Source organism: Stenotrophomonas maltophilia group sp. RNC7, from assembly GCF_030910085.1.
GTDB classification, from domain to species: domain Bacteria; phylum Pseudomonadota; class Gammaproteobacteria; order Xanthomonadales; family Xanthomonadaceae; genus Stenotrophomonas; species Stenotrophomonas sepilia.
In genome coordinates this window covers 1-21023 of the sequence record NZ_JAVFVN010000497.1, presented here as the reverse complement: position 1 = coordinate 21023, position 21023 = coordinate 1, and the positions used below count along the sequence as shown (strand labels likewise).

The following is a 21023-nucleotide window of genomic DNA, read 5'->3' as shown; positions in this document are numbered from 1 at the left end:
TCGGCTCTACAGGTGCTTTCGGGTAGTGCCGGCCGCTGGCCGGCACCCTGCGATCAGCCCAGGATCCCCGGCAGATCCAGTCCCTTTTCCTTCGCGCAGCCGATCGCGATGTCATACCCCGCATCGGCGTGGCGCATGACGCCGGTGGCCGGGTCGTTCCACAGCACGCGGGCAATCCGCTTCGCCGCCGCCTCGGTACCGTCGCAGACGATCACCATGCCGGCGTGCTGCGAGAAGCCCATGCCGACGCCGCCGCCGTGGTGCAGCGAGACCCAGGTCGCGCCGCTGGCGGTGTTGAGCAGGGCGTTCAGCAGCGGCCAGTCGGACACCGCGTCGGAGCCATCGGCCATCGCTTCGGTTTCGCGGTTCGGCGAGGCCACGCTGCCGCTGTCCAGGTGGTCACGTCCGATCACCACCGGCGCCTTCAGTTCGCCGTTGGCGACCATCTCGTTGAACGCCAGGCCGAGTCGATCACGATCACCCAGGCCGACCCAGCAGATGCGCGCCGGCAGGCCCTGGAATTTGATCTTCTCGGCGGCCATGTCCAGCCAGCGGTGCAGGTGGGGATTGTCCGGAATCAGTTCCTTCACCTTGGCATCGGTCTTGGCGATGTCTTCCGGGTCACCACTTAGTGCCGCCCAGCGGAACGGGCCGATGCCACGGCAGAACAGCGGGCGGATGTAGGCCGGCACGAACCCGGGGAAGTCGAACGCGTTCTCCACGCCTTCTTCCAGCGCCATCTGCCGCAGGTTGTTGCCGTAGTCCACGGTCGGCACGCCGAGTGCGTGGAAGCCGAGCATGGCGCGGATATGGTTGGCCATCGACGCGCGCGCTGCCTTCTCCACTTCCTTCGGCGCGGACACGCGCTTTTCGTCCCACTGCTCGACGGTCCAGCCCTGCGGCAGGTAGCCGTTCACCGGGTCGTGCGCGGAGGTCTGGTCGGTCAGCAGGTCCGGCTTCACGCCGCGCTTGAGCAGTTCAGCCAGTACATCGGCGACGTTGCCGAGCAGGCCCACCGACTTCGGCGTACCGGCCTTGCACGACTCGTCGATCAGGCGCAGCGCTTCGTCCAGGTTGTCGGTCCAGGTATCCAGGTAGCCGGTGCGCAGGCGCATGTCGATGCTGCTCTTGCGGCACTCGACGGCCAGGCAGGAGGCGCCGGCCATCACCGCGGCCAGCGGCTGTGCGCCGCCCATGCCGCCGAGGCCACCGGTGAACAGCCACTTGCCGGTCAGGTCACCACCGAAATGCTGGCGGCCCATTTCCACGAAGGTCTCGTAGGTGCCCTGCACGATGCCCTGCGCGCCGATGTAGATCCAGCTGCCGGCAGTCATCTGGCCGTACATGGCCAGGCCCTTCCTATCCAGTTCGTTGAAGTGGTCCCAGTTGGCCCAGCGCGGCACCAGGTTGGAGTTGGCGATCAGCACGCGCGGTGCATCGGCATGGGTGCGGAACACGCCCACCGGCTTGCCCGACTGCACGAGCAGGGTCTGGTCGTCGTCCAGGCGCTTGAGCGTTTCGACGATGGCATCGAAGCTCTCCCAGTCACGTGCGGCGCGGCCGATGCCGCCGTACACCACCAGTTCCTGCGGGCGCTCGGCCACATCGGGGTGCAGGTTGTTCATCAGCATGCGCAGCGGCGCTTCGGTCAGCCAGCTCTTGGCATTCAGCGTGGTGCCGGTTGGCGCGGCGAGGGTGCGGGACGGGTCGTTGCGGGTCATGCGGCGCTCCGGTTCGTAGCGAATTCAAGGCAGGCGTTGAGCACCTGCGCCAGGGTGTGGCGCAGCGGTGCGGCGTGGTCGGGGTCGAGCGGGGTGGGCCAGCTGTGTTCGTCCACCTGGTCCGGCAGGGGTTCGTGCATGTAGCCACGGCAGGCCAGCTCCATCTGCAGGCTGTGCACACCGCCGGCGATGTTGCTGTAGTGGCGGGTGATCCAGCCACCCTTGAAGCGGCCGTTGCGCACCTGGCTCATGCCACTGATCTTCAGCAGGTTCTCCACCACGTCGCTCAACGCGTTGTCGCAGGACGTGTCCGGCGCGCCGGACGGGCCAGCGGTACCCAGGTTGAACTGCGGCAGTTCGCCGTCGAACAGGTGCGGAATATGTGAGCGGATAGAATGTGCGTCGTACACCACCACCGTGCCGAACTTCGCGCGCAGGCGGGTGATCTGCGCGGTCAGCGCATCGTGGTAAGGCAGGAAATACGTGTCGCGACGACGGGCGATTTCCGCATCATCCGGTTCGCGTCCGGCGTGGTACAGCGGCTGGTTGTCGAAGGTGGTCAGCGGGCACAGGCCGGTCGTGTTCTGGCCGGGGTACAGCGAGACCCCGCTGGGGTCTCGGTTGAGGTCGATCACCGAGCGCGAGATCGCCGAGCGCACCGTGGTCGCGCCCATGCCACGCACAAAGTCGTACAGCTCGTGCACCCACCAGTCGGCATCGCGACGGGCCAGCCACGGCGAGTGGTAGTCGCCGATCAGGTCGTGCGGAAGCTCGCTGCCGGTATGCGGGAAGCTGACGATGAGGGGGGCGTCGCCCTCGTGCACGGTCAGCCATTCGGGATGGGTATTCATGCCTGCGGCTCCACGGTTGGCAGCAGGTCGGTCAGGCCCTGCGCCAGCGCGCCACTGCGCACCAGATTCGTGGCGGTCACCATGTCCGGATGGAAGTAGCGGTCTTCTTCCAGCGTCGGCACCTGCGCACGCAGGGTGGCGCGCACGGTTTCCAGCGCGGCGCTGGAGCGCAGCGGGGCGTGGAAGTCGCAGCCCTGCGCAGCGGCCAGCAGCTCGATGCCGATCACGTTGGCGGCGTTCTCGGCCATCTGCATCAGCCGGCGCGCGCCATGTGCGGCCATCGACACATGGTCTTCCTGGTTGGCCGAGGTCGGGATCGAATCAACGCTGGCGGGGTAGGCGCGCTGCTTGTTCTCCGAGACCAGCGCGGCAGCGGTCACCTGCGGAATCATGAAGCCGGAATTCAGGCCGGGGCGCGGGGTCAGGAATGCAGGCAGGCCGGACAGCGCAGGGTCGACCAGCATCGCCAGGCGGCGCTCGCTGATCGAGCCGATCTCGCACACCGCCATCGCCAGCATGTCAGCGGCGAAGGCGACCGGCTCGGCGTGGAAGTTGCCGCCGGACAGTGCTTCGCCGGTATCGGTGAACACCAGCGGATTGTCGGACACGCCGTTGGCTTCGATTTCCAGCGTGGTCGCGGCCTGGCGCAGGATGTCCAGCGCTGCGCCCATCACCTGCGGCTGGCAGCGCAGGCAGTACGGATCCTGCACGCGCACGTCGTTGTCGCGATGCGACTCGCGGATGTCCGAGCCCTGCATCAGCGTGCGCAGGGTGGCCGCGGTGGCGATCTGCCCGCGCTGGCCGCGGATGGCGTGGATGCGCGGGTCGAACGGCGTGTCGGAGCCCTTGGCTGCTTCCACCGACAGCGCGCCGGTGATCAGCGCCGCCTGGAACACGGTCTCGATCTCGAACAGGCCGGCCAACGCATACGCGGTGGAGAACTGGGTGCCATTGAGCAGCGCCAGGCCTTCCTTCGCGCCCAGTTCGATCGGCTGCAGGCCGGCACGTGCCAGCGCATCGATCGCCGGCAGGCGCTCGTCACCGATGAAGGCTTCGCCGACGCCCAGCATCACGCTGGCCAGGTGCGAAAGCGGCGCCAGGTCACCCGAGGCACCCACCGAGCCTTGTGCGGGCACCACCGGCAGCACGCCCTTGACCAGCATCGCTTCGAGCAGCAGCAGGGTTTCCTCGCGAATGCCCGATGCGCCCTGCGCCAGGCTGACCAGCTTCAGCGCCATCATCAACCGCACCACGCTGGCCGGCATCGGCTCGCCCACGCCGGCGGCATGCGAGAGCACGATGTTCCGCTGCAGGGTGGCCAGGTCTTCGCGCTCGATGCGCACGCTGGCCAGCTTGCCGAAGCCGGTGTTGATGCCATACACCGGCGCGCCCTTGGCGACGATGGCGGCCACCGCCGCAGCGCTGGCGCGCACCACCGGCAGCGCGGCCGGGTCCAGTGCAAGCGGCGCACCGCGATAGACCTGCCGCCACTGGGCGAGAGTGACATGGCCGGGGCGAAGAACCAGGGTGTTGCTCATGTGTTGCTCCAGGAGGCAGGCAGGTCGGGCTGCCCGCGCACCACGCGCGCGTGCAGCGGGTTGAATCCAATGCGATAGACCAGGTCGGCGGGCGCATCGATGTCCCAGATCGCCAGGTCGCAGTCCATGCCCACCGCCAGGCGACCGATGCGCTCGCCGTGGCCCAGTGCGCGCGCCGCTTCACGGGTGAAGCCGGCGATGCACTCATCCACGGTCAGGCGGAACAGGGTGGCGCCCATGTTCATCGCCAGCAGCGGGCTGGTCAGCGGCGAAGTGCCCGGGTTGCTGTCGGTGGCCAGCGCCAGCGGCACGCCGGCCGCACGCAGCGCGGCGATCGGCGGCAGGGTGGTATCGCGGGTGAAATAGAAAGCACCGGGCAGCAGCACGGCGACGGTACCGGCAGCGGCCATCGCGGCGATGCCGGCGTCATCCAGATGTTCAATATGGTCGGCCGACAGTGCACCGAAGCTGGCCGTCAGTTCGGCGCCATGCTGGTTGCTCAGCTGCTCGGCGTGGATCTTCACCGCCAGCCCGTTGGCGCGTGCCGCTTCGAAGACCTGCCGCGCCTGTGCGCGCGAGAACGCGATGTTCTCGCAGAACACATCCACCGCTTCGGCCAGGCCTTCCGCGGCGATGGCCGGAATCATCACCTCGCACAGCTCATCGGTGTACTCCTGTGCTTGGCGGCCCGGCGGAATCGCGTGTGCACCGAGGAAGGTGGTCACCACGTTGACCCGGCATTCCTCACCCAATGCACGCGCCACCTGCAGCTGCTTGCGTTCGTCGGGCAAGGTCAGGCCGTAGCCGGACTTGATCTCGATCGTCGTCACGCCTTCGGCACGCATCGCCAGCAGGCGCGGCCGGCTTTCGCGGGCCAGCTGTTCCGGGGTGGCAGCACGGGTGGCGCGTACGGTGGAGACGATACCGCCGCCGGCACGGGCGATCTCGGCATAGCTGACGCCCTGCAGGCGCTGCTCGAACTCGTTGGCGCGGTTGCCGGCGTAGACCAGGTGGGTATGGCAGTCGATCAGGCCGGGCGAAATCCAGCGGCCTTCGCCGTCGATGCGGGTGGTCGGCTGCAGGTGGGCATCGCTGCCGGCCGCGCCGACATGGACGATGCGGCCGTCGGCGCAGGCCAGAACGCCATCGCGGATGACACCCAGCCCTTCGCCATCGAGGGTGATCAGGTGGACGTTGGACCAGAGGGTATCGACGTGCATGGCATCCACAACGCGGCTGTGCTTATATGTCTATACAATATAGGCGTCCATTTCGGGTTGTCCAGCCATGTCCGATTCGCGTTCCCCGCACAGTTTCCATGCCGCCCACGCCCTGCTGGCCGAGGGTTGGGTCCGCGATGTCCGCCTGCAGGTGCAGGACGGTCGCATCGCGGCGATCAGCACGGGGCAGGGCGCGCAGGCGGGCGACACCCGCGTCCGCATCCTGGTGCCGGGCCTGCCCAACCTGCACAGCCACGCCTTTCAGCGCGGCATGGCCGGCCTGACCGAGATCGGCGGCGGTGACGGTGACAGCTTCTGGAGCTGGCGCGAGCTGATGTACCGCTTCCTGGCCCACCTGCGCCCGGACGCGGTGCAGGCCATCGCCGCCCAGGCCTACATGGAAATGCTGGAAAGCGGCTTTACCCGCGTCGGTGAATTCCACTACCTGCACCACGACGCCGATGGTCGCGCCTATGCCAACCGCGCCGAGATGAGTGCACGGATCGCGGCGGCAGCCGAGCAGACCGGTATCGGCCTGACCCTGCTGCCGGTGTTCTATGCCCACGCCGATTTCGGCGGCGCGCCGCCGAACCCTGCGCAGCGACGCCTGATCCACGACATGGACGGCTTCGCGCAGCTGCTGGACGCCGCAAAGCCGGCATTGGCCACGCTGCCTGACGCGGTGCTCGGCATTGCCCCGCACAGCCTGCGCGCGGTCACCGGCGAAGAACTGAGTGCGTTGCTGCCGCTCACCGATGGCCCGGTGCACATCCATATCGCCGAGCAGGTGCGCGAAGTCGAGGCCTGCCTGGCCTGGAGCGCCCAGCGCCCGGTGCAGTGGTTGTACGACCATGCACCGGTGGATTCGCGCTGGTGCCTGGTGCATGCCACCCACATCACCGACGACGAGCGCGCGGCCATCGTGGCCAGCCAGGCGGTGGCCGGCCTGTGCCCGATCACCGAGGCCAACCTGGGCGACGGCCTGTTCCCGATGCAGGCGTTCGCGCGCGAGGGCGGTCGCTTCGGTGTCGGCTCCGATTCCAATGTGCTGATCGATGCCGCCGAAGAACTGCGCCTGCTCGAATACGGCCAGCGGCTGACCTTGCGCGGGCGCAATGTACTGGCCCCGGATGCCAGCCGCAGCACCGGTCGTTTCCTGTTCGAAGGCGCACTGCGCGGTGGAGCGCAGGCGCTGGGCGTGGCCGCTGGCCTGCAGGTTGGTGCCAGTGCCGACCTGGTCGAACTGGACGCCGCGCACCCGGCGCTGCAGGCGCGACAGGATGACGCATGGCTTGACAGTTGGGTGTTCGCCGCACGTAATGGCGCGCTGCGATCGGTCTGGCGCCATGGCCGCCAGTGCGTGGCCGAGGGCCGCCACCTGCAGCGCGAGCCGATCACCACCGCCTTCGCCGCCGCCCTGCGCGGCGTGCTGGGCTGATCGCCTCCGCCACCGGGACCTCATTACGTGAAGGCCAGCAAGTCCGCCACGCTCAACCAGCGTATCCGCAGCGATCTGGAAAGCCGCATCCTCAGCGGAGAGTGGGCGCCGGGCTTCCGTATTCCGTACGAGCACGAGTTGATGGAGCAATACGGCTGCTCGCGGATGACGGTGAACAAGGTGCTGACCGCATTGGCCGAGAGCGGCATGATCGAGCGCCGCCGTCGCGCCGGTTCATTCGTGGCGCGGCAGCCGCCGCACCTGGAGCAGGTGGCGCTGGAGATTCCCGATATCGCGATGGAGGTCGGTTCGCGCGGCCATCAGTACGCGTACCGCCTGCTGCAGCGCGAGCTGCGCCTGGCCGACACCGGCAATGCCGGTGAAGTGGAGCTGGCCGGCAGCGAGAAGCTGTTGGCGATGCGCTGCCTGCACCTGGCCGATGGCCGTCCGCTGGCGCTGGAGCATCGCCTGATCAGTCCGGTGGGCGTGCCCGAGGTACTGGAAGTCGATTTCAGTACCACCGCGCCGGGCAGCTGGCTGCTGCAGAACGTGTCCTGGACGCGCGCGCAGCATCGCATCAGTGCCTGGGGTGCGGACACCGCCACGGCCAGGCTGCTGGACGTGAAACCGGGTACCGCCTGCCTGGTGATCGAGCGCCTGACCTGGCGTGGCGATCAGCCGATCACCCGCGTGCGCCAGGTATTCCTCGGCGACGCGTGGGACCTGGTCGCGCGCTTCGCGCCTGGGGCGCGCTAGAGGCGTATCCACGCATGGCGTGGATCTACTGAATCCCGGTTGGGATTATCCGACGCGTGTGAATCCCTGGTAGATCCACGCCATGCGTGGATGCTGCCCCATCAAGATGCTGCCCCATCAATACGTAGCGCACTGCCGCCAGCGTACCGGCTCATCCACGCCGGGCCGGGCGTTGAGCTGGATGCGCACGTTGCGCAGGGCGGGGTAGTGCAGCACTTCCTCACAGACCTGCGGCCAGACCTTTTCCAGTTCGCCGGTGCGGTTGATCGCCAGCGTCTGCCGGGTCAGCCAGACACCGCTGGCGATGCCGGGCTTGCCGGCCAGGGCGCGGGCCAGATCGGCCTGGAAGCGCTCCAGCGTGGCCGCATCCGGATTGGGATTGCTGCGCGCGTCGGCCGCCGGGGCGACGGCAGCCGCGGGTGAAGGGGCGGCCGGGAGCACTGCCGCGGTGCCAGCAGGTTCCGCCGCAGGCGCGGTTGAAGGCGTCGCCACCACCGGTGCCGCAGCAACCGGCGCGGCCTCTTCCACACGCAGGCCCTGCAGGCCCAGGCCAACCAGCAGCCCCAGCGTTGCCGAACCCAGTGCGGCGATGGCGATGCGGCGCAGCGCTTCGTGGCGGGCGCTGGCGCGCACGCGCGCTTCGATGTCGCCGGGCAGGTAAGGCTGCAGCAACGGCCACAGGCGCGGGCCGTCCAGCACTTCAACCGCCTGCTTCTCGGCGGCGCTGCGGCCGTCGCGCTCGATGCGGCCTTCGGTCAGCAGCACGCCGCCCTTGGCCCCGGCCAGGCGCGCGGCCGCACCCAGCTCGTTCACCGCGGCGGTGCCGATGCGGTAGGCCAGGCCATGCTTGCACGACACCAGCCAGTGGTTGGGGCCATCGCTGAGCATGAAATCGCTGCTTGGCTCGCGGGCTTCTTCCGCCGGATCGATCAGCTCACGCAGGCCGCGCTGTTCGCGCAGCATGCGCTTGACCAGAACCGAGAATTCGCGCCAATGCATGCCCGCCAGGGCCTGCAGGCCGAGTTGCATCTCCTTCTGCCGCCGCTTGACCCACCACAGATAGACAACGGCCAGGGAACAGCTAAGCAGGGCCGACAGCAGGGCCAGGATCCAGGGGAGCATGCAGGAGTAGGGCGGAAGGGGCGAAAGCGGAGGACGACAGTGTAAAGGTCGCGGTGCCTGGCCGGGTCAGGATGTTCCTGACAGAAAGCGTGATGGAGCGCGCAGATCGGCGCACAGCGGGCACGAAAAACCCGCCAATCCTGAAGCCGTGAGGGGAGGGAACAAACGGCAGCCGAAGCGATTGGCGGGTTGCTCGCGATTGTCGACCAATTTTTATTGCGTTGCAACAATTGCGCTCAGGGCACGCTGTCCGGCGACTGATGGCTGCCCGGAGCAGGGGCGTCGGTGCCGGACGCGGCGCGATTTTCCAGCTTGGCCAGGCGCGCGTGCAGGGCATCAATGCGCGCCTCCAGCGCGGTCACTTCGTCGGCGGTGGGTACATGCAGGCGCTTGAGTACGCCCTGCACCTGGTCATCGAAGGCCTTCTCCACCTTGTTCCAGGTGCCGGAGGCCTTCTCGCGGGCCTCGTCCAGCGAGGTCTCGACATTGTCACGCCAGCCCGGGCCCTGGTCGCCGTTGCGTTCACGGCGGCGGGCTTCCCAGGCTTCGCCTTCCTTCACCAGGCCGTCGAAGAAGCGGCTGCCCTCGGCCTGGGCGCGACCCAGCGCACCCAACCCGGCCAGCCAGACCTGCTGGGCCGAATCGCTCAGCTTGCGCGAGAAGCGCTCGGCCTGGTCACTGAAAGAGGCATCGTCGTTGCGGCGGTCGTCGTTCTCGTAGTGGTTCATCGCACTTCCCGTGGGAGTTGGGCCTGCCCCCGAGAGTAGCGCGCACCGGCGTTGCACGGCCGTGACGGCCGCCGCCGGGGTTCAGCCCAGCTTTTCCTTCAGCACACGCTGGATCTCGCCTTCGACCATGCCCTTCATCGCCGACAGCAGGAAGCCCAGCTTGGCGGTTACGCGCACGGCACCCGGCTGCAGTTCGATCGCACCGTCCACGCCGCTGCCGGAGAAGTTCAGTACGTCGGCGGTCCAGGACGACTTCAGGCCAAAGCGCTCGGACAGCTTGGCAGCGACCTGTTCGATCGCGGCGCGCGCCTGTGCATCGGGCAGGGCGTGGGCGTGGCGGACATCGATGGTGGACATGAAGGCTCCTGGCGCAGGGCGGGGTAGGTCGAAGAGGGCAAGCATTGTGCGCATCAAGGGCCGCCGCGCCAAGCACTCATCGTGGGTTCTTCTTCGTTGGCGACCAACCTGCTAGGCTGCGCCGCGTGCAGAACCTGCTTGTTCACTTCAGTCAACAACAACAGCCCGACCAGCCCTTGCGGCCCGGGGTGCAGCGCATCGTGCGCCAGGCCAACGGCAGCGTGCGGCTAGGAGATCCCGGCCACGGCGCACTGCTGCTGGCCCAGTTCTGCATGGATGATCGCGGCCTCTGGCTGCAGGTCGGCAACGGCATCCGCGGCGTCCACGTCAACGGTCGCCCGGTACGCCGGATGGCCCTGCTGCGTGCAGGCGATGCGGTGTATGTAGATGGCGTGGAGATGGTCCTTCAGGGCGAGGTCGAAATCCTGCTGCAGGCGCCTGCGCCGAGAACCGAAGATGGCAGCGACGAGCAGCAGCGGCTGCTGCGCGGTGTCGGCGGCCTCCATCATGGCCGCAGCTTCACCCTGTCGCGGGCCCGCCTGATCGGGCGTGGCAACGAGGCCGACATCGCCATCGATGACCCGGCTTTTGCCGAGCAGCATGCCCGCGTGGAAGTGCACGGCGAACGCGTGCTGCTGCGCGACCTTGGCAGTGCCGACGGCACCCGCGTCAATGGCGTGGCCGTGCGCCATTGCTGGCTGCAGGCCGGCGACCAGGTGGTGTTCGATGGCCAGCACCGTTTCGTGCTGGAAGTGCCGCATGATCCGCGCCGGCGGTCGTTGCCGGTCGAGGACGAGTCGGGCGAGGACGTGGAACAGGCGCCGGTGCTGCCGGTTGCGCCGCGCAGGGTGCGGCGCTGGCCGTGGCTGCTGGTCAGTGCGCTGCTGCTGGCCGCGCTGCTCAGCCTGCTGCTCTGGTTCGGCGCGCGCTGACGGTAGTGCCGGCCGCTGGCCGGCAACCGCCGCCCCTGAATCCGTGAGGTTGCCGGCCAGCGGCTGGCACTACCCGGTCGCGTTGCCGATGGATTCCAATGAAACCAAATTTCCCTTGCTGCACAAGGCCGCAAGGCTGGTGCACTGCGGCATACTAGGGGTCTTGCCCCACAGGTGTGACATGACGCGCGCGTTCAACTTCAGTGCCGGCCCTGCGACCTTGCCGGAATCGGTCCTGCGCCAGGCGCAGGCGGAAATGCTGGACTGGCACGGGTCCGGCGCTTCGATCGTGGAAATGAGCCATCGCGGCGCGGAATTCATGTCCGTGGCCGCCGAGGCCGAGGCCGACCTGCGTCGCCTGCTCGATATCCCGGAGGACTATGCGGTGCTGTTCCTGTCCGGTGGTGCCACCACCCAGCAGGCGCTGATCCCGCTCAACTTCGCCGCCCCCGGCCAGCGTGCCGACTACGTGGTCAGTGGTCACTGGGGCAAGACCGCGGTCAAGCAGGCCGGTGTCTACGTCGACGTCAACATCGCCGCCAGCAGCGAGGCCGATGGCTATCGCACGCTGCCGCCGCGCGCCGATTGGCAGCTCTCGCCCAATGCCGCCTACGTGCACATCACCGCCAACGAGACCATCCACGGCGTCGAGTTCCGTGATGTGCCCGATACCGGCAATGTACCGCTGGTGGCCGACTTCAGCTCGTCCATCGCCAGCGAGCCGCTGGACGTGCGCCGCTACGGTGTGATCTATGCCGGCGCGCAGAAGAACCTGGGCCCGGTCGGCATCGCGGTGATGATCATCCGCCGCGATCTGCTCGAGCGCAGTGGCCAGCCACGCGCGGACATCTTCGATTACCGCTCGCATGTCGCCCGCGATTCGATGCTCAACACCCCGCCGACCTGGAACTGGTACCTGGCCGGCCTGGTGTTCAAGTGGATGCTGGCCGAGGGCGGCGTGGCCGAGTTCGCCAGGCGCAATGCCGCCAAGGCCGCGCTGGTGTACGGCGCCATCGACGGCTCCGGCGGCTTCTACCGCAATGAGGTTGCACACGCGGCCCGTTCGCGGATGAACATCCCGTTCTTCCTGCCCAACGCCGATCTCGATGCCCGCTTCGTGGCCGAGGCCAAGGCCGCTGGCCTGCTGGCGCTGAAGGGACACAAGGTCGTCGGTGGCATCCGTGCCTCGCTCTACAACGCCATGCCGCTGGCCGGGGCCGAGGCGCTGGTGGCCTTCATGGCCGATTTCCAGCAGCGTCACGGCTGAGCAATGAACGGCGCGCACCGTCGGGTGCGTGCCCCGCAACAAGGAATTCCGATGGCAAGCAGCAAATCCAGCAAGAAGGCGCCGAAGAAGGCCGAACCGGCCAATGAAAGCGTGCCCACCAAGGCGAAGGGCAAGGCCAAGGCCGCCTCGAACCCGGCACCCACCCTGGCGCCGCTGGCGCTGGCCGATGTGCGCTCGAAGATCGACCAGATCGACCGCGACATCCAGAGCCTGATCGCCGAGCGCGCGCGCTTCGCCCACCAGGTCGGCAAGGCCAAGGGCAAGCTCGCCGCCGCCGTCGACTACTACCGCCCCGAGCGCGAAGCGCAGGTGCTGCGCATGGTGGTGGACCGCAACGAAGGCCCGCTCAGCGATGAACTGCTGGTGCACGTCTACCGCGAGATCATGTCGGCCTGCCTGGCCCAGCAGGAGCCGCTGAAGATCGGTTACCTCGGCCCGGAAGGTACTTTCAGCCAGCAGGCCGTGCTCAAGCACTTCGGCCGCTCCGCGCTGGGCCTGCCGATGGCCAGCATCGAAGAGGTGTTCCAGGAAGTGGAAGCGGGCAACGCCGATTTCGGCGTGGTGCCGGTGGAGAATTCGGGGCAGGGCACCATCCAGATCACCCTGGACATGTTCCTGACCTCCAACCTGAAGATCTGCGGCGAAGTGGAACTGCGCGTGCAGCAGTACCTGATGTCGCGCAGCGGCCGCATCGAGGACATCGAGCGCATCTACGCGCACCCGCAGTCGTTCATGCAGACCTCGGCGTGGCTGCGCGCCAATCTGCCGAAGGCCGAAAAGATTCCGGTGTCGAGCAATGCCGAAGGTGCGCGTCGTGCGCGCAACGCCGACGACGCGGCGGCCATCGGCGGCGAGAGCGCCGGCCATGTGTACGGCCTGAAGAAGGTGGTCACCAAACCGATCCAGAACGATGCCGACAACACCACCCGTTTCCTGGTGGTGGGCCGCAACATTTTCCCGACCTCCGGCCACGACCGTACCTCGGTGCTGGTGTTCATCCATGACAAGCCCGGTGCGCTGTTCGACGTGCTCAGCCCGTTCGCCCGCCACGGCATCAGCATGAACCGCATCGAGTCGCGGCCGTCACACCACGGCAAGTGGGAGTACGGTTTCTTCATCGACCTGGCCGGCCACATCGACGACGCGCCGATGCAGGCTGCGCTGGCCGAACTGGAAGCGCACTCGGCGCAGATCAAGGTGCTGGGCTCCTATCCGGTGGCCGTGCCATGAGTGCTGCTGCGGCGGCAACAGCCGCCGCTCCCTGATGCATCGCCGGCGCTGCCGGTGTTTACGGAATGATCGAACGATGAGCAACGCGCAACACTGGATAGCCCGCAAGGGCCAGCCGCTGCAGGGCAGCCTGACCATTCCCGGCGACAAGTCGGTCTCGCACCGCTCGGTGATGTTTGCCGCGCTGGCCGATGGCACCTCGCACATCGAGGGCTTCCTGGAAGGTGAGGACACCCGTGCCACGGCGCGCATCTTCAGCCAGCTGGGGGTGCGCATCGAAACGCCCAGCCCGTCGCAGCGCGTCGTGCACGGCGTCGGCATCGATGGCCTGAAGGCGCCGGATGCACCGCTGGATTGCGGCAATGCCGGTACCGGCATGCGCCTGCTGGCCGGCCTGTTGGCGGGCCAGTCGTTCGACTGCACGCTGATCGGCGATGAATCGCTGTCCGGCCGCCCGATGCGCCGCGTCACTGGCCCGCTGTCGCAGATGGGCGCAAGGATCGACACCCAGGACGACGGCACACCGCCGCTGCACGTGCATGGTGGCCAAGCGCTGCACGGCATCGATTTCGCCTCGCCGGTGGCCAGTGCGCAGGTCAAGTCGGCGGTGCTGCTGGCCGGGCTGTATGCGCAGGGCGAAACCTGCGTGACCGAACCGCACCCGACCCGCGACTACACCGAGCGCATGTTGTCCGCATTCGGCGTGGACATCGCGTTTTCGCCGGGCAAGGCCCGCCTGCGCGGTGGCCAGCGCCTGCGCGCCACGGATATCGTGGTGCCCGCCGATTTCTCTTCGGCCGCGTTCTATCTGGTCGCCGCCAGCATCATTCCCGGTTCCGAGCTGCGCCTGAAGCAGGTCGGCCTGAATCCGCGTCGCACCGGCCTGCTGCACGCGCTGCGCCTGATGGGTGCGGACATCACCGAAGAGAACCCGGCAGAACAGGGCGGTGAACCGGTGGCCGACCTGGTGGTGCGCTACGCCCCGCTGAAGGGCGCACGCATTCCGGAAGAACTGGTGCCGGACATGATCGACGAGTTCCCGGCGCTGTTCGTGGCCGCCGCGGCCGCCGAGGGCCAGACCGTGGTGAGCGGTGCGGCCGAACTGCGAGTGAAGGAATCCGACCGCCTTGCGGCGATGGCCACCGGCCTGCGTGCGCTGGGCATGCAGGTGGACGAAACCGAGGATGGCGCCACCCTGCACGGCGGCGTTCGGCTGGGGAGTGGCACCATCGAAAGCCACGGCGACCACCGTATTGCCATGGCGTTTGCCATTGCCGGCCAGATCAGCGACGGCGAAGTGCGTATCAACGACATCGCCAACGTCGCCACGTCCTTCCCGGACTTCGACGGCCTGGCGCGCAGCGCCGGCTTCAACCTGGCCTGATCGGCCGATCAGGTTTTCGGGTAGGTGCCAACCTCGGTTGGCACGCTTCTCCGCATAAAAGGACGGAGGCCGAAGCCTCCGTCTAAACATCACGAACCCCTCGTCCGCGATCAACGCTGTCCGGTACGGAAATCCACCGGGACCCGCACCACACTGGCCACTGCACGGCCTTCATGCATCGCCGGCTGGAACTTCCAGTTCTGCACGGCGCTCAGCACCGCACGATCCAGATCACGGCTGCGCTCGCCGCTGCGCGAAACAATCGCAGCATTGGTGACCTGGCCGCGGGCATCGACATTCAGGCTGGCGATCACGCTGCCCTGCACGCCATTGCGCAGCGCGGCAGCGGGGTAGGTCGGCTTGCTGTTGCCTGCCAGTGGGCGCGCCTCGCGATTGCGTACGGCAGGGGTGGCCTTGCGCTGGTTGCCGGCCGCTGCGGCATGGCGTGCCGCAGGCTGCTGTACGTCGGCGACCGGCGCCTGCTCGGGCGCGGGCAGCATGCGCTCGCCGACCGGTGCCGGCGCCACGTCTTCCTGGTTCGAGTGACGCAGCCAGAGCAGCGCGGCGGCAAACATCGCCACGATCAGCGCGATCCACATCCAGGGCGACGTGGGCTTGTGCTGTTCGCTGACGTCCTGCGGCAGCTGCGGCGAATGAAGGTCTTCGTGGGTGGTGGCGGTCATCGCGAACTCCTTCCGTCGATTGGACGACGGGAGAGAGTGTTGCGCGGGCCAGCGGCGTGAAGTGTCAGCGTTGCGTCAACGCGACCGGCAGGGTTCAGTTTGCCTGCCGGGAAACGTTCAGTTACTGGGTCTTGAAGTCGAACGGCACTTCAATGCTGCCCGGTACGGCCTGGCCGTTGCTCTGTGCCGGGGTGAAGCGCCAGCGGCGCACCGCATCGGTCGCGGCACGGTCGAGCTCGCGTGAGCCGCTGCGCTGGATTACCGTGACATTGTTCGGATAGCCGGTGGCATCCACGTCCACGCGTACGACCACACTGCCGGTCTCGCCGGCGCGCAGCGCGGCGGCCGGGTAGGCCGGCGGTGGCGACTGGCCGGCAATCGGCATCGGCTGGCTGTTGCCCGTGGCAGCCGGCGCGGCCGGGGCCGCTTCGGCGACGGGCGCCGGCGGTGGCGGCGGGGTTTCGACCAGCTTCGGGGCTTCCTCCTCGACCGGGGCCGGCTTGGCATCGGGCATGTCGCTGGAACCGGCGGCCGCCGCCAGCGGTTCGGGCAGCGGTTCCACCTGCGCCGTCTCCTGCGGGGTCTGTGCGGCCGGGTCGGCGCGGAAGAATTCCTTGTCGCGACCGGTGAACCAGACCAGCACGAACAGCAGCACGCCCACGCCGAAGGCGATGCCCGCGATCTTCAGGGCGTTGCGCGGGATATGCACGGTAAACGACTTGGCGGACGGCGAGCGGGGTGCAGACATGGACCGGACCAGTACGGAATGCCCCGATTCTGCCACGGCGGGAATGAACCGGGCGGCAGAAATCCGTATAACAAGCGATAATCCCATCCCTGATACCCACCACGACACCTGCCATGCTTGATCCAGCCTTGCTCCGCCACCAGCCCGCCGACCTCGCCGAACGCCTGCGCACCAGCCGTGGCTTCGAGCTCGACGTGTCTGCCTTGGAGTCCCTGGAGGCCGATCGCAAGCGCATCCAGGTGCGGACCCAGGAGCTGCAGAGCCTGCGCAACAGCCGTTCCAAGGCCATCGGCCAGGCCAAGGCCAAGGGCGAGGACGTGTCGGCCATCATGGCCGAGGTCGCCGCCTTCGCCGACGAGCTGAAGGCCTCGGAAGTGGCGCTGGACGAGCTGCGCGAGAAGATCGAAGCAATCTCGATGGGGATCCCGAACCTGCCGGCCGATGACGTGCCAGCCGGTGCTGACGAGAACGACAACGTCGAGCAGGCGCGCTGGGGAACCCCGCGCCAGTTCGATTTCAAGGTGCTCGACCACGTTGAACTGGGCGCCCGCAATGGCTGGCTGGACGGCGAGACCGCGGCCAAACTGTCCGGTTCGCGCTTCACCGTCCTGCGCGGCCCGATCGCGCGCCTGCACCGCGCCCTGGCTCAGTTCATGGTCGACCTGCACACCGGCGAGCACGGTTACGAGGAAACCAACGTACCGCTGCTGGTCAATGCTGACTCGCTGCGCGGCACCAGCCAGCTGCCGAAGTTCGAGGACGACCTGTTCAAGACCGCCGTGGGCGACTCCACGCGTTACCTGATCCCGACCTCGGAAGTGCCGCTGACCAACATCGTGCGTGACGAGATCGTCGACGCCGAGCGTCTGCCGCTGCGCATGACCGCTCACTCGATGTGCTTCCGTGCCGAGGCCGGCAGCGGCGGCCGCGACGTGCGCGGCATGATCCGCCAGCACCAGTTCGAGAAGGTCGAGCTGGTCTCGATCAGCCGCCCGGAAGACAGCGACGCCGAGCACCAGCGCATGACCCGCTGTGCCGAAGTGGTGCTGGAAAAGCTGGGCCTGCCGTACCGCAAGGTGCTGCTGTGCACCGGCGACATGGGCTTCTCGGCGGTGAAGACCTACGATCTGGAAGTCTGGCTGCCGTCGCAGGAGACTTACCGCGAGATCTCCTCGTGCTCGAACTGTGGTGACTTCCAGGCCCGCCGCATGCAGGCGCGCTGGCGCAACCCGGCCACCGGCAAGCCTGAGCTGGTGCATACCCTGAACGGCTCGGGCGTGGCGGTTGGCCGTGCGATGATCGCGGTGATGGAGAACTACCAGAACGCCGACGGCAGCATCACCGTGCCGGAGGCCCTGCGCCCGTACATGGGCGGCCTGGAAACCATCGCCTGACAGCCGGCGCTCAGTGTCCTGTAGAGCCGAGCCTATGCTCGGCTGCTCCTGCCCATCGCGGGCCGCATTGTTTCTATCGGCGCTCCGCGCGCCGCCGCCCGAGCATGGGCTCGGGCGCTACGGGGCTTCTGAAACCCGCAGCTTCTCCAACGGCACCCATCCAGGTTCGCCCGTCTCCGGCACGCACCACGCCCAGCCATTGAGGATGCGCAGCCCGCGCAAGATCTGCCCGGGATCCACATCCAGCTCCCGCGCGCAGTAATCCTCCGTGGCATAGGCGTCATTCTGCGCATCGCGACCGATCACCGGCGCCGGCACGAAACCGGGCTGCTGCTCTTCGGCTTGGCACAGGAACCAGTCTTCCCAGCCCTCCGGGCCTTCATAACGTTCGCCCACCACCAGCGCCTGGCCACGGCGCAGGGTGATCGGGTGCGGAAATTCGCTGCGGTGCGCAGCCGTCACGATGTAGTTCATGCCCCCAGCCTAGCGCGTCGCAAAAGAAAACGGCCCCGCACAGCGGGGCCGCCAGGGTGGGCCGGGATGGGGGAGGGGATCCCGGCCCGCGTTCAGCGCCCAGACGAGGAGAGAGGGGCGCCGAACGTTGGAACGCGTTATGCGGCGACGGGTTCGGCCGCTTCGTGCGACGGCAGTGCTGCCAGCGCACCGGCGATGGCGTCTTCACGGTGCTGCGGCGAATAGGCGATGCCCTCGGCGCGCACGAATTCGACCTCGTTGATGCCCATGAAGGCGAACACCTGGCGCAGGAACGGCTCCTGGAAGTCGGCCGGCGAGTCGGTGTAGATGCCGCCGCGGCTGCTGGCGATGATCACCCGCTTGCCACCGGCCAGGCCCACCGGGCCGTTCTCGGTGTACTTGAAGGTGCGGCCGGCCACGGCCACGCGGTCGATCCAGGCCTTCAGCGTGGACGGAATGCTGAAGTTGTACATCGGCGCGCCGATCACCACGATGTCGGCGTCCAGGAACTGCTGCATCACCTGTTCAGCATCGGTCGCCTCGGCCGCGTCGGTCCTGGCCAGCGAGCTGCTGCGCAGATGCGGTACCGGATTGGCGTCAAGATCGCGATAATCGACCTGCAGGCCATCAATCTGGCTGGCGAAGCGGGCGACCACGGCGGCCGACAGCTGGCGCGAGACGGAGTTGTCGCCAAGCACGCTGGCGTCGAGATGCAGAAGCTTCATGGCAGTCACCTGTGTTCTGGGAGGAAGGGGCGGGGGGGCCCCGCCGACGGAGAGAACGATAGGTTGTTGCAAAGGCGGAATAAAGGTGATTGAATGCCACGTATTGTTCTAGATATGGAACTCGGGTATGCATGACCTGAATGACCTGTACTACTTCGCGATGGTGGTCGACCACGGCGGATTCGCCGCCGCCGAGCGCGCACTGGGTATTCCCAAGTCGCGCCTGAGCCGCCGCATCAGCCAGCTGGAAACCGACCTGGGCGTACGCCTGCTGCAGCGCTCCACGCGCCGTTTCGCGGTCACCGATGTCGGCACCAGCGTGCATCGCCATGCGCAGACGATGCTGGCCGAGGCCCAGGCCGCCCGCGAAGTGGTGGACCGCCTCAGCGCGGAGCCGCGCGGCGTGGTGCGCGCCAGCGTGCCGGTGTCACTGGCGCAGATGCAGCTTCCCAAGCTGCTGCCCAAGTTCCTTGAGCAGTACCCGAAGGTGCGGCTGCAGCTGAACATCAGCAACCGCCGCGTGGATATCATCAATGAAGGCTACGACGTCGCCCTGCGCGTGCGTTCGCGCCTGGACGACGACGGCAGCCTGGTGATGCGCAGCTTCGGCCAGGTGCAGGAACTGCTGGTGGCCAGCCCCAAATACCTGGACCGCGCCGGCCGCCCCAAGGACCCGGAAGAGCTCACCCAGCATGTCACCCTCAGCATCAGCGAAGACGAAGCCCGCCAGCGCTGGGAACTGCATGGCCCGGAAGGCGAAGTGCGCCGGGTCGACCTGCAGCCGCGCGTGGCTGGTTTCGACTTCCCGCTGCTGCAGAGCATGGTGAAGGACGGTTTCGGCATCACCATGCTGCCGGAGACCGTGTGCGCCGATGCCGTGCGCAATGGCGAGCTGGAAGTGGTGCTGCCGGACTGGTCGTTGCCGCAGGGCGTGTGCCACGCCGTGTTCGCCTCGCGCCGCGGGCTGTTGCCGGCGGTGCGCGTGTTCATCGACTTCCTGGCAGAACATCTGCCGCCGCAGCTGGAGGCCTCGCGCCTGGATTGCGGTGGCGCCTGTGAGAAGGCCAAGGAGCGGATCAAGGCCAGTGCACTGGGGGCGCTGGCGGTGGATGCGGGCTGAGGCACCTACCCGCAACTGCACCGCCAATCTGTGAAACGGTAGCGCCGGGCCATGCCCGGCGTTGCTGCTTTCCGGCCCCAGTCAGTTCCGGCCCAACAGCCGGTCCCAGAAGCTGCGCCGCGGCGGTGCGGCCGGTGTGGGCTCGGCAATGACCGGTGCTTCCAGCACCGCCATCAGTTCTGCGCTGCGCGGCTTCTTCAGGAACCGCGCGTAGTCCAGATAGCCGGTCACCTTGCTCATGTGCAGGCGCTCGGGCATCGCCGGTAGCTCGCCACCCTGTAGCAGCACCCGCAACGCCTGCGGGCGGTCCAGGCGGATCGCTTCGTACAGGGCGGTGCCGCCGCAGCCCGGTTCGATCTGGTTGGCGCGCTGCGGCGCATCTTTCAGCAGGTCCTGCAATGCCTCCGTGTCGTCTCGTTCGACGGCAGCCACCAGTCGTGCCAGCGCCTCGGCTTCTGCAGCTGGCAGGTTGTCGCGATAGGCCTGGTCGGCAATCTCGCGCTCGTCGCGCCCATCGCCGCCCTGGATGCACAGGAAATCGGTGACCAGGGCGACCGGAATGCCGGACGTGTCCAGCGCCCAGTAGCTGGGATAGACACCGTCGCCCCAGCCGCTGGTGAAGACCACCAGGCCGTGCGGCGAGTCCTCGCCCCAGGGGCGGTACTCGGCGCCTTCATCCAGGCCATCATGGTCGATCAGTGCATCCGACCATTCACTCTCTTCGTCGCCATCGGCCTGTTCGATCAGGGCCAGCAGCGCCTGCTGGGTGTCGGTGTCCATGAAACAACCGATGCCGGCGTCGACCGGGTAGCCGATGAAGCTGTCCTCATCCAGGCCGGTCAGGTCCTGGGTGGTCCAGCGCGCCATCTGCCAGTGGAGGGCGTTCGCGGTAAGAGCTTCGCGGGGCTTGAACCAGGCCACGGCCAACGCCGGGCGGCCACTGTGCACGATGATCTCGACCGGATGCCGGCCCAGCGGCGCGGTGTAGTCGGCCAGCGCCGGCGCCTCGGCCTGGACCAGCGGATCGCAGACCACCAGCTGCCCGCTGCTGACCGGCAGGTGTCCGGCGAAGGTGCGGTGCAGGGCCACCGCAGCCAGCTGGGTGTCGTCCAGCAGGCAGGTGCGCAGGTTGGCCAGATCGAGATGGGCCATGGCGGCTCCAAGTGCGGTGAAGTGATCTGGCCCCCTGAAAACGGACGCCATGAAGCCGTTTCAGGCGGCAGCCCGGAGCTGCCGGGCGTAGTTGTTAGGCGAGTGGTAGCCCAGCGCCGAGTGTAGCCGGGCTGGATTGTAGAAGCCGTGGATGTAAGCAGC

The 21023-nt window shown here is 67.7% G+C and carries 20 protein-coding genes; 8 read left to right on the top strand and 12 right to left on the bottom strand.

Annotated elements, in window-relative coordinates; translation table 11 throughout:
• Positions 1-53: 53 nt before the first annotated feature.
• From hutU to hutI, 4 genes are read right to left on the bottom strand one after another with little or no spacing between them, the layout of a single operon-like run.
• Positions 54-1721 carry a urocanate hydratase gene (gene hutU / locus RCF13_RS09310; protein ID WP_134968796.1) on the bottom strand — a complete coding sequence of 556 codons (1668 nt, stop codon included), beginning with the start codon at positions 1719-1721 and terminating at the stop codon, positions 54-56.
• Positions 1718-2572 (bottom strand): N-formylglutamate deformylase, encoded by an 855-nt coding sequence (hutG, locus tag RCF13_RS09305; RefSeq protein ID WP_134968797.1) that lies wholly within the window; start codon positions 2570-2572, stop codon positions 1718-1720. Before hutG ends, hutU begins: the two co-directional genes overlap by 4 nt.
• On the bottom strand, positions 2569-4110 hold the full coding sequence (gene hutH, locus RCF13_RS09300) for a histidine ammonia-lyase (RefSeq protein ID WP_134968798.1): 1542 nt from the start codon (positions 4108-4110) through the stop codon (positions 2569-2571). Before hutH ends, hutG begins: the two co-directional genes overlap by 4 nt.
• Positions 4107-5330, bottom strand: coding sequence for an imidazolonepropionase (hutI, locus tag RCF13_RS09295; protein ID WP_134968799.1), 1224 nt, complete (start codon positions 5328-5330; stop codon positions 4107-4109). Before hutI ends, hutH begins: the two co-directional genes overlap by 4 nt.
• Positions 5331-5397: 67 nt before the next feature.
• Here hutI and RCF13_RS09290 point away from each other — a divergent pair, with 67 nt between their 5' ends.
• Positions 5398-6768, top strand: coding sequence for a formimidoylglutamate deiminase (locus RCF13_RS09290; RefSeq protein WP_134968800.1), 1371 nt, complete (start codon positions 5398-5400; stop codon positions 6766-6768).
• Positions 6769-6795: 27 nt separating this feature from the next.
• Positions 6796-7524, top strand: coding sequence for a histidine utilization repressor (gene hutC, locus RCF13_RS09285; RefSeq protein WP_134968801.1), 729 nt, complete (start codon positions 6796-6798; stop codon positions 7522-7524).
• Between the two features lie 117 nt (positions 7525-7641).
• On the opposite strand, the gene RCF13_RS09280 is transcribed toward hutC, so the two are convergent.
• The 3 genes from RCF13_RS09280 to RCF13_RS09270 all read right to left on the bottom strand — a co-directional run bounded on the left by RCF13_RS09280 (position 7642) and on the right by RCF13_RS09270 (position 9731).
• Positions 7642-8646: a restriction endonuclease gene (locus RCF13_RS09280; RefSeq protein ID WP_231352185.1), complete on the bottom strand. Its 1005-nt coding sequence runs from the start codon at positions 8644-8646 to the stop codon at positions 7642-7644.
• A gap of 236 nt (positions 8647-8882) precedes the next feature.
• Positions 8883-9374, bottom strand: coding sequence for a phasin family protein (locus tag RCF13_RS09275; protein ID WP_005417304.1), 492 nt, complete (start codon positions 9372-9374; stop codon positions 8883-8885).
• 81 nt (positions 9375-9455) lie between these two features.
• Positions 9456-9731 (bottom strand): polyhydroxyalkanoic acid system family protein, encoded by a 276-nt coding sequence (locus RCF13_RS09270; RefSeq protein WP_005417302.1) that lies wholly within the window; start codon positions 9729-9731, stop codon positions 9456-9458.
• A 125-nt stretch (positions 9732-9856) separates the two neighbouring features.
• Here RCF13_RS09270 and RCF13_RS09265 point away from each other — a divergent pair, with 125 nt between their 5' ends.
• The 4 genes from RCF13_RS09265 to aroA all read left to right on the top strand — a co-directional run bounded on the left by RCF13_RS09265 (position 9857) and on the right by aroA (position 14565).
• Positions 9857-10663, top strand: coding sequence for an FHA domain-containing protein (locus RCF13_RS09265; protein WP_154351056.1), 807 nt, complete (start codon positions 9857-9859; stop codon positions 10661-10663).
• Positions 10664-10844: 181 nt separating this feature from the next.
• Positions 10845-11930, top strand: a complete 1086-nt coding sequence (gene serC / locus RCF13_RS09260; protein WP_134969381.1) for a 3-phosphoserine/phosphohydroxythreonine transaminase — start codon at positions 10845-10847, stop codon at positions 11928-11930.
• A 51-nt stretch (positions 11931-11981) separates the two neighbouring features.
• Entirely contained in the window at positions 11982-13181 is a 1200-nt protein-coding gene (gene pheA / locus RCF13_RS09255) for a prephenate dehydratase (RefSeq protein ID WP_061478961.1), read from the top strand.
• 76 nt (positions 13182-13257) lie between these two features.
• Complete coding sequence (gene aroA / locus RCF13_RS09250) at positions 13258-14565, top strand: 3-phosphoshikimate 1-carboxyvinyltransferase (protein WP_134969380.1); 1308 nt, start codon at positions 13258-13260, stop codon at positions 14563-14565.
• A gap of 110 nt (positions 14566-14675) precedes the next feature.
• Here aroA and RCF13_RS09245 read toward each other — a convergent pair whose 3' ends face one another.
• Both RCF13_RS09245 and RCF13_RS09240 read right to left on the bottom strand, forming a co-directional pair.
• A complete protein-coding gene (locus RCF13_RS09245; RefSeq protein WP_231352184.1) occupies positions 14676-15248 on the bottom strand; it encodes an energy transducer TonB in 573 nt (190 codons plus the stop codon).
• A 121-nt stretch (positions 15249-15369) separates the two neighbouring features.
• A complete protein-coding gene (locus RCF13_RS09240; RefSeq protein ID WP_231352183.1) occupies positions 15370-15996 on the bottom strand; it encodes an energy transducer TonB in 627 nt (208 codons plus the stop codon).
• A 113-nt stretch (positions 15997-16109) separates the two neighbouring features.
• On the opposite strand from RCF13_RS09240, the gene serS reads away from it, so the two are divergent.
• Positions 16110-17390 (top strand): serine--tRNA ligase, encoded by a 1281-nt coding sequence (serS, locus tag RCF13_RS09235; RefSeq protein ID WP_061478958.1) that lies wholly within the window; start codon positions 16110-16112, stop codon positions 17388-17390.
• A 117-nt stretch (positions 17391-17507) separates the two neighbouring features.
• Here serS and RCF13_RS09230 read toward each other — a convergent pair whose 3' ends face one another.
• Both RCF13_RS09230 and RCF13_RS09225 read right to left on the bottom strand, forming a co-directional pair.
• Positions 17508-17864, bottom strand: coding sequence for a ligand-binding protein SH3 (locus RCF13_RS09230; protein WP_231352182.1), 357 nt, complete (start codon positions 17862-17864; stop codon positions 17508-17510).
• A gap of 137 nt (positions 17865-18001) precedes the next feature.
• Positions 18002-18589, bottom strand: a complete 588-nt coding sequence (locus RCF13_RS09225) for an NAD(P)H-dependent oxidoreductase (RefSeq protein ID WP_061478956.1) — start codon at positions 18587-18589, stop codon at positions 18002-18004.
• Positions 18590-18716: 127 nt separating this feature from the next.
• Between RCF13_RS09225 and RCF13_RS09220 the strand changes: the two genes are divergently transcribed.
• The gene (locus RCF13_RS09220) at positions 18717-19709 is read left to right on the top strand and encodes a LysR family transcriptional regulator (protein ID WP_005410175.1); all 993 of its coding nucleotides are present in this window, start codon (positions 18717-18719) and stop codon (positions 19707-19709) included.
• A gap of 81 nt (positions 19710-19790) precedes the next feature.
• On the opposite strand, the gene RCF13_RS09215 is transcribed toward RCF13_RS09220, so the two are convergent.
• A complete protein-coding gene (locus RCF13_RS09215; RefSeq protein WP_134969355.1) occupies positions 19791-20861 on the bottom strand; it encodes a DUF4241 domain-containing protein in 1071 nt (356 codons plus the stop codon).
• Positions 20862-21023: the final 162 nt, after the last annotated feature.

Bases quoted from the DNA above. Each gene is read 5' to 3' on its own strand.
- hutU (WP_134968796.1), bottom strand. From the start codon at position 1,721: ATGACCCGCAACGACCCGTCCCGCACCCTCGCCGCGCCAACCGGCACC.
- hutG (WP_134968797.1), bottom strand. From the start codon at position 2,572: ATGAATACCCATCCCGAATGGCTGACCGTGCACGAGGGCGACGCCCCC.
- hutH (WP_134968798.1), bottom strand. From the start codon at position 4,110: ATGAGCAACACCCTGGTTCTTCGCCCCGGCCATGTCACTCTCGCCCAG.
- hutI (WP_134968799.1), bottom strand. From the start codon at position 5,330: ATGCACGTCGATACCCTCTGGTCCAACGTCCACCTGATCACCCTCGAT.
- RCF13_RS09290 (WP_134968800.1), top strand. From the start codon at position 5,398: ATGTCCGATTCGCGTTCCCCGCACAGTTTCCATGCCGCCCACGCCCTG.
- RCF13_RS09280 (WP_231352185.1), bottom strand. From the start codon at position 8,646: ATGCTCCCCTGGATCCTGGCCCTGCTGTCGGCCCTGCTTAGCTGTTCC.
- RCF13_RS09275 (WP_005417304.1), bottom strand. From the start codon at position 9,374: ATGAACCACTACGAGAACGACGACCGCCGCAACGACGATGCCTCTTTC.
- RCF13_RS09270 (WP_005417302.1), bottom strand. From the start codon at position 9,731: ATGTCCACCATCGATGTCCGCCACGCCCACGCCCTGCCCGATGCACAG.
- serC (WP_134969381.1), top strand. From the start codon at position 10,845: ATGACGCGCGCGTTCAACTTCAGTGCCGGCCCTGCGACCTTGCCGGAA.
- pheA (WP_061478961.1), top strand. From the start codon at position 11,982: ATGGCAAGCAGCAAATCCAGCAAGAAGGCGCCGAAGAAGGCCGAACCG.
- aroA (WP_134969380.1), top strand. From the start codon at position 13,258: ATGAGCAACGCGCAACACTGGATAGCCCGCAAGGGCCAGCCGCTGCAG.
- RCF13_RS09245 (WP_231352184.1), bottom strand. From the start codon at position 15,248: ATGACCGCCACCACCCACGAAGACCTTCATTCGCCGCAGCTGCCGCAG.
- RCF13_RS09240 (WP_231352183.1), bottom strand. From the start codon at position 15,996: ATGTCTGCACCCCGCTCGCCGTCCGCCAAGTCGTTTACCGTGCATATC.
- serS (WP_061478958.1), top strand. From the start codon at position 16,110: ATGCTTGATCCAGCCTTGCTCCGCCACCAGCCCGCCGACCTCGCCGAA.
- RCF13_RS09230 (WP_231352182.1), bottom strand. From the start codon at position 17,864: ATGAACTACATCGTGACGGCTGCGCACCGCAGCGAATTTCCGCACCCG.
- RCF13_RS09225 (WP_061478956.1), bottom strand. From the start codon at position 18,589: ATGAAGCTTCTGCATCTCGACGCCAGCGTGCTTGGCGACAACTCCGTC.
- RCF13_RS09220 (WP_005410175.1), top strand. From the start codon at position 18,717: ATGCATGACCTGAATGACCTGTACTACTTCGCGATGGTGGTCGACCAC.
- RCF13_RS09215 (WP_134969355.1), bottom strand. From the start codon at position 20,861: ATGGCCCATCTCGATCTGGCCAACCTGCGCACCTGCCTGCTGGACGAC.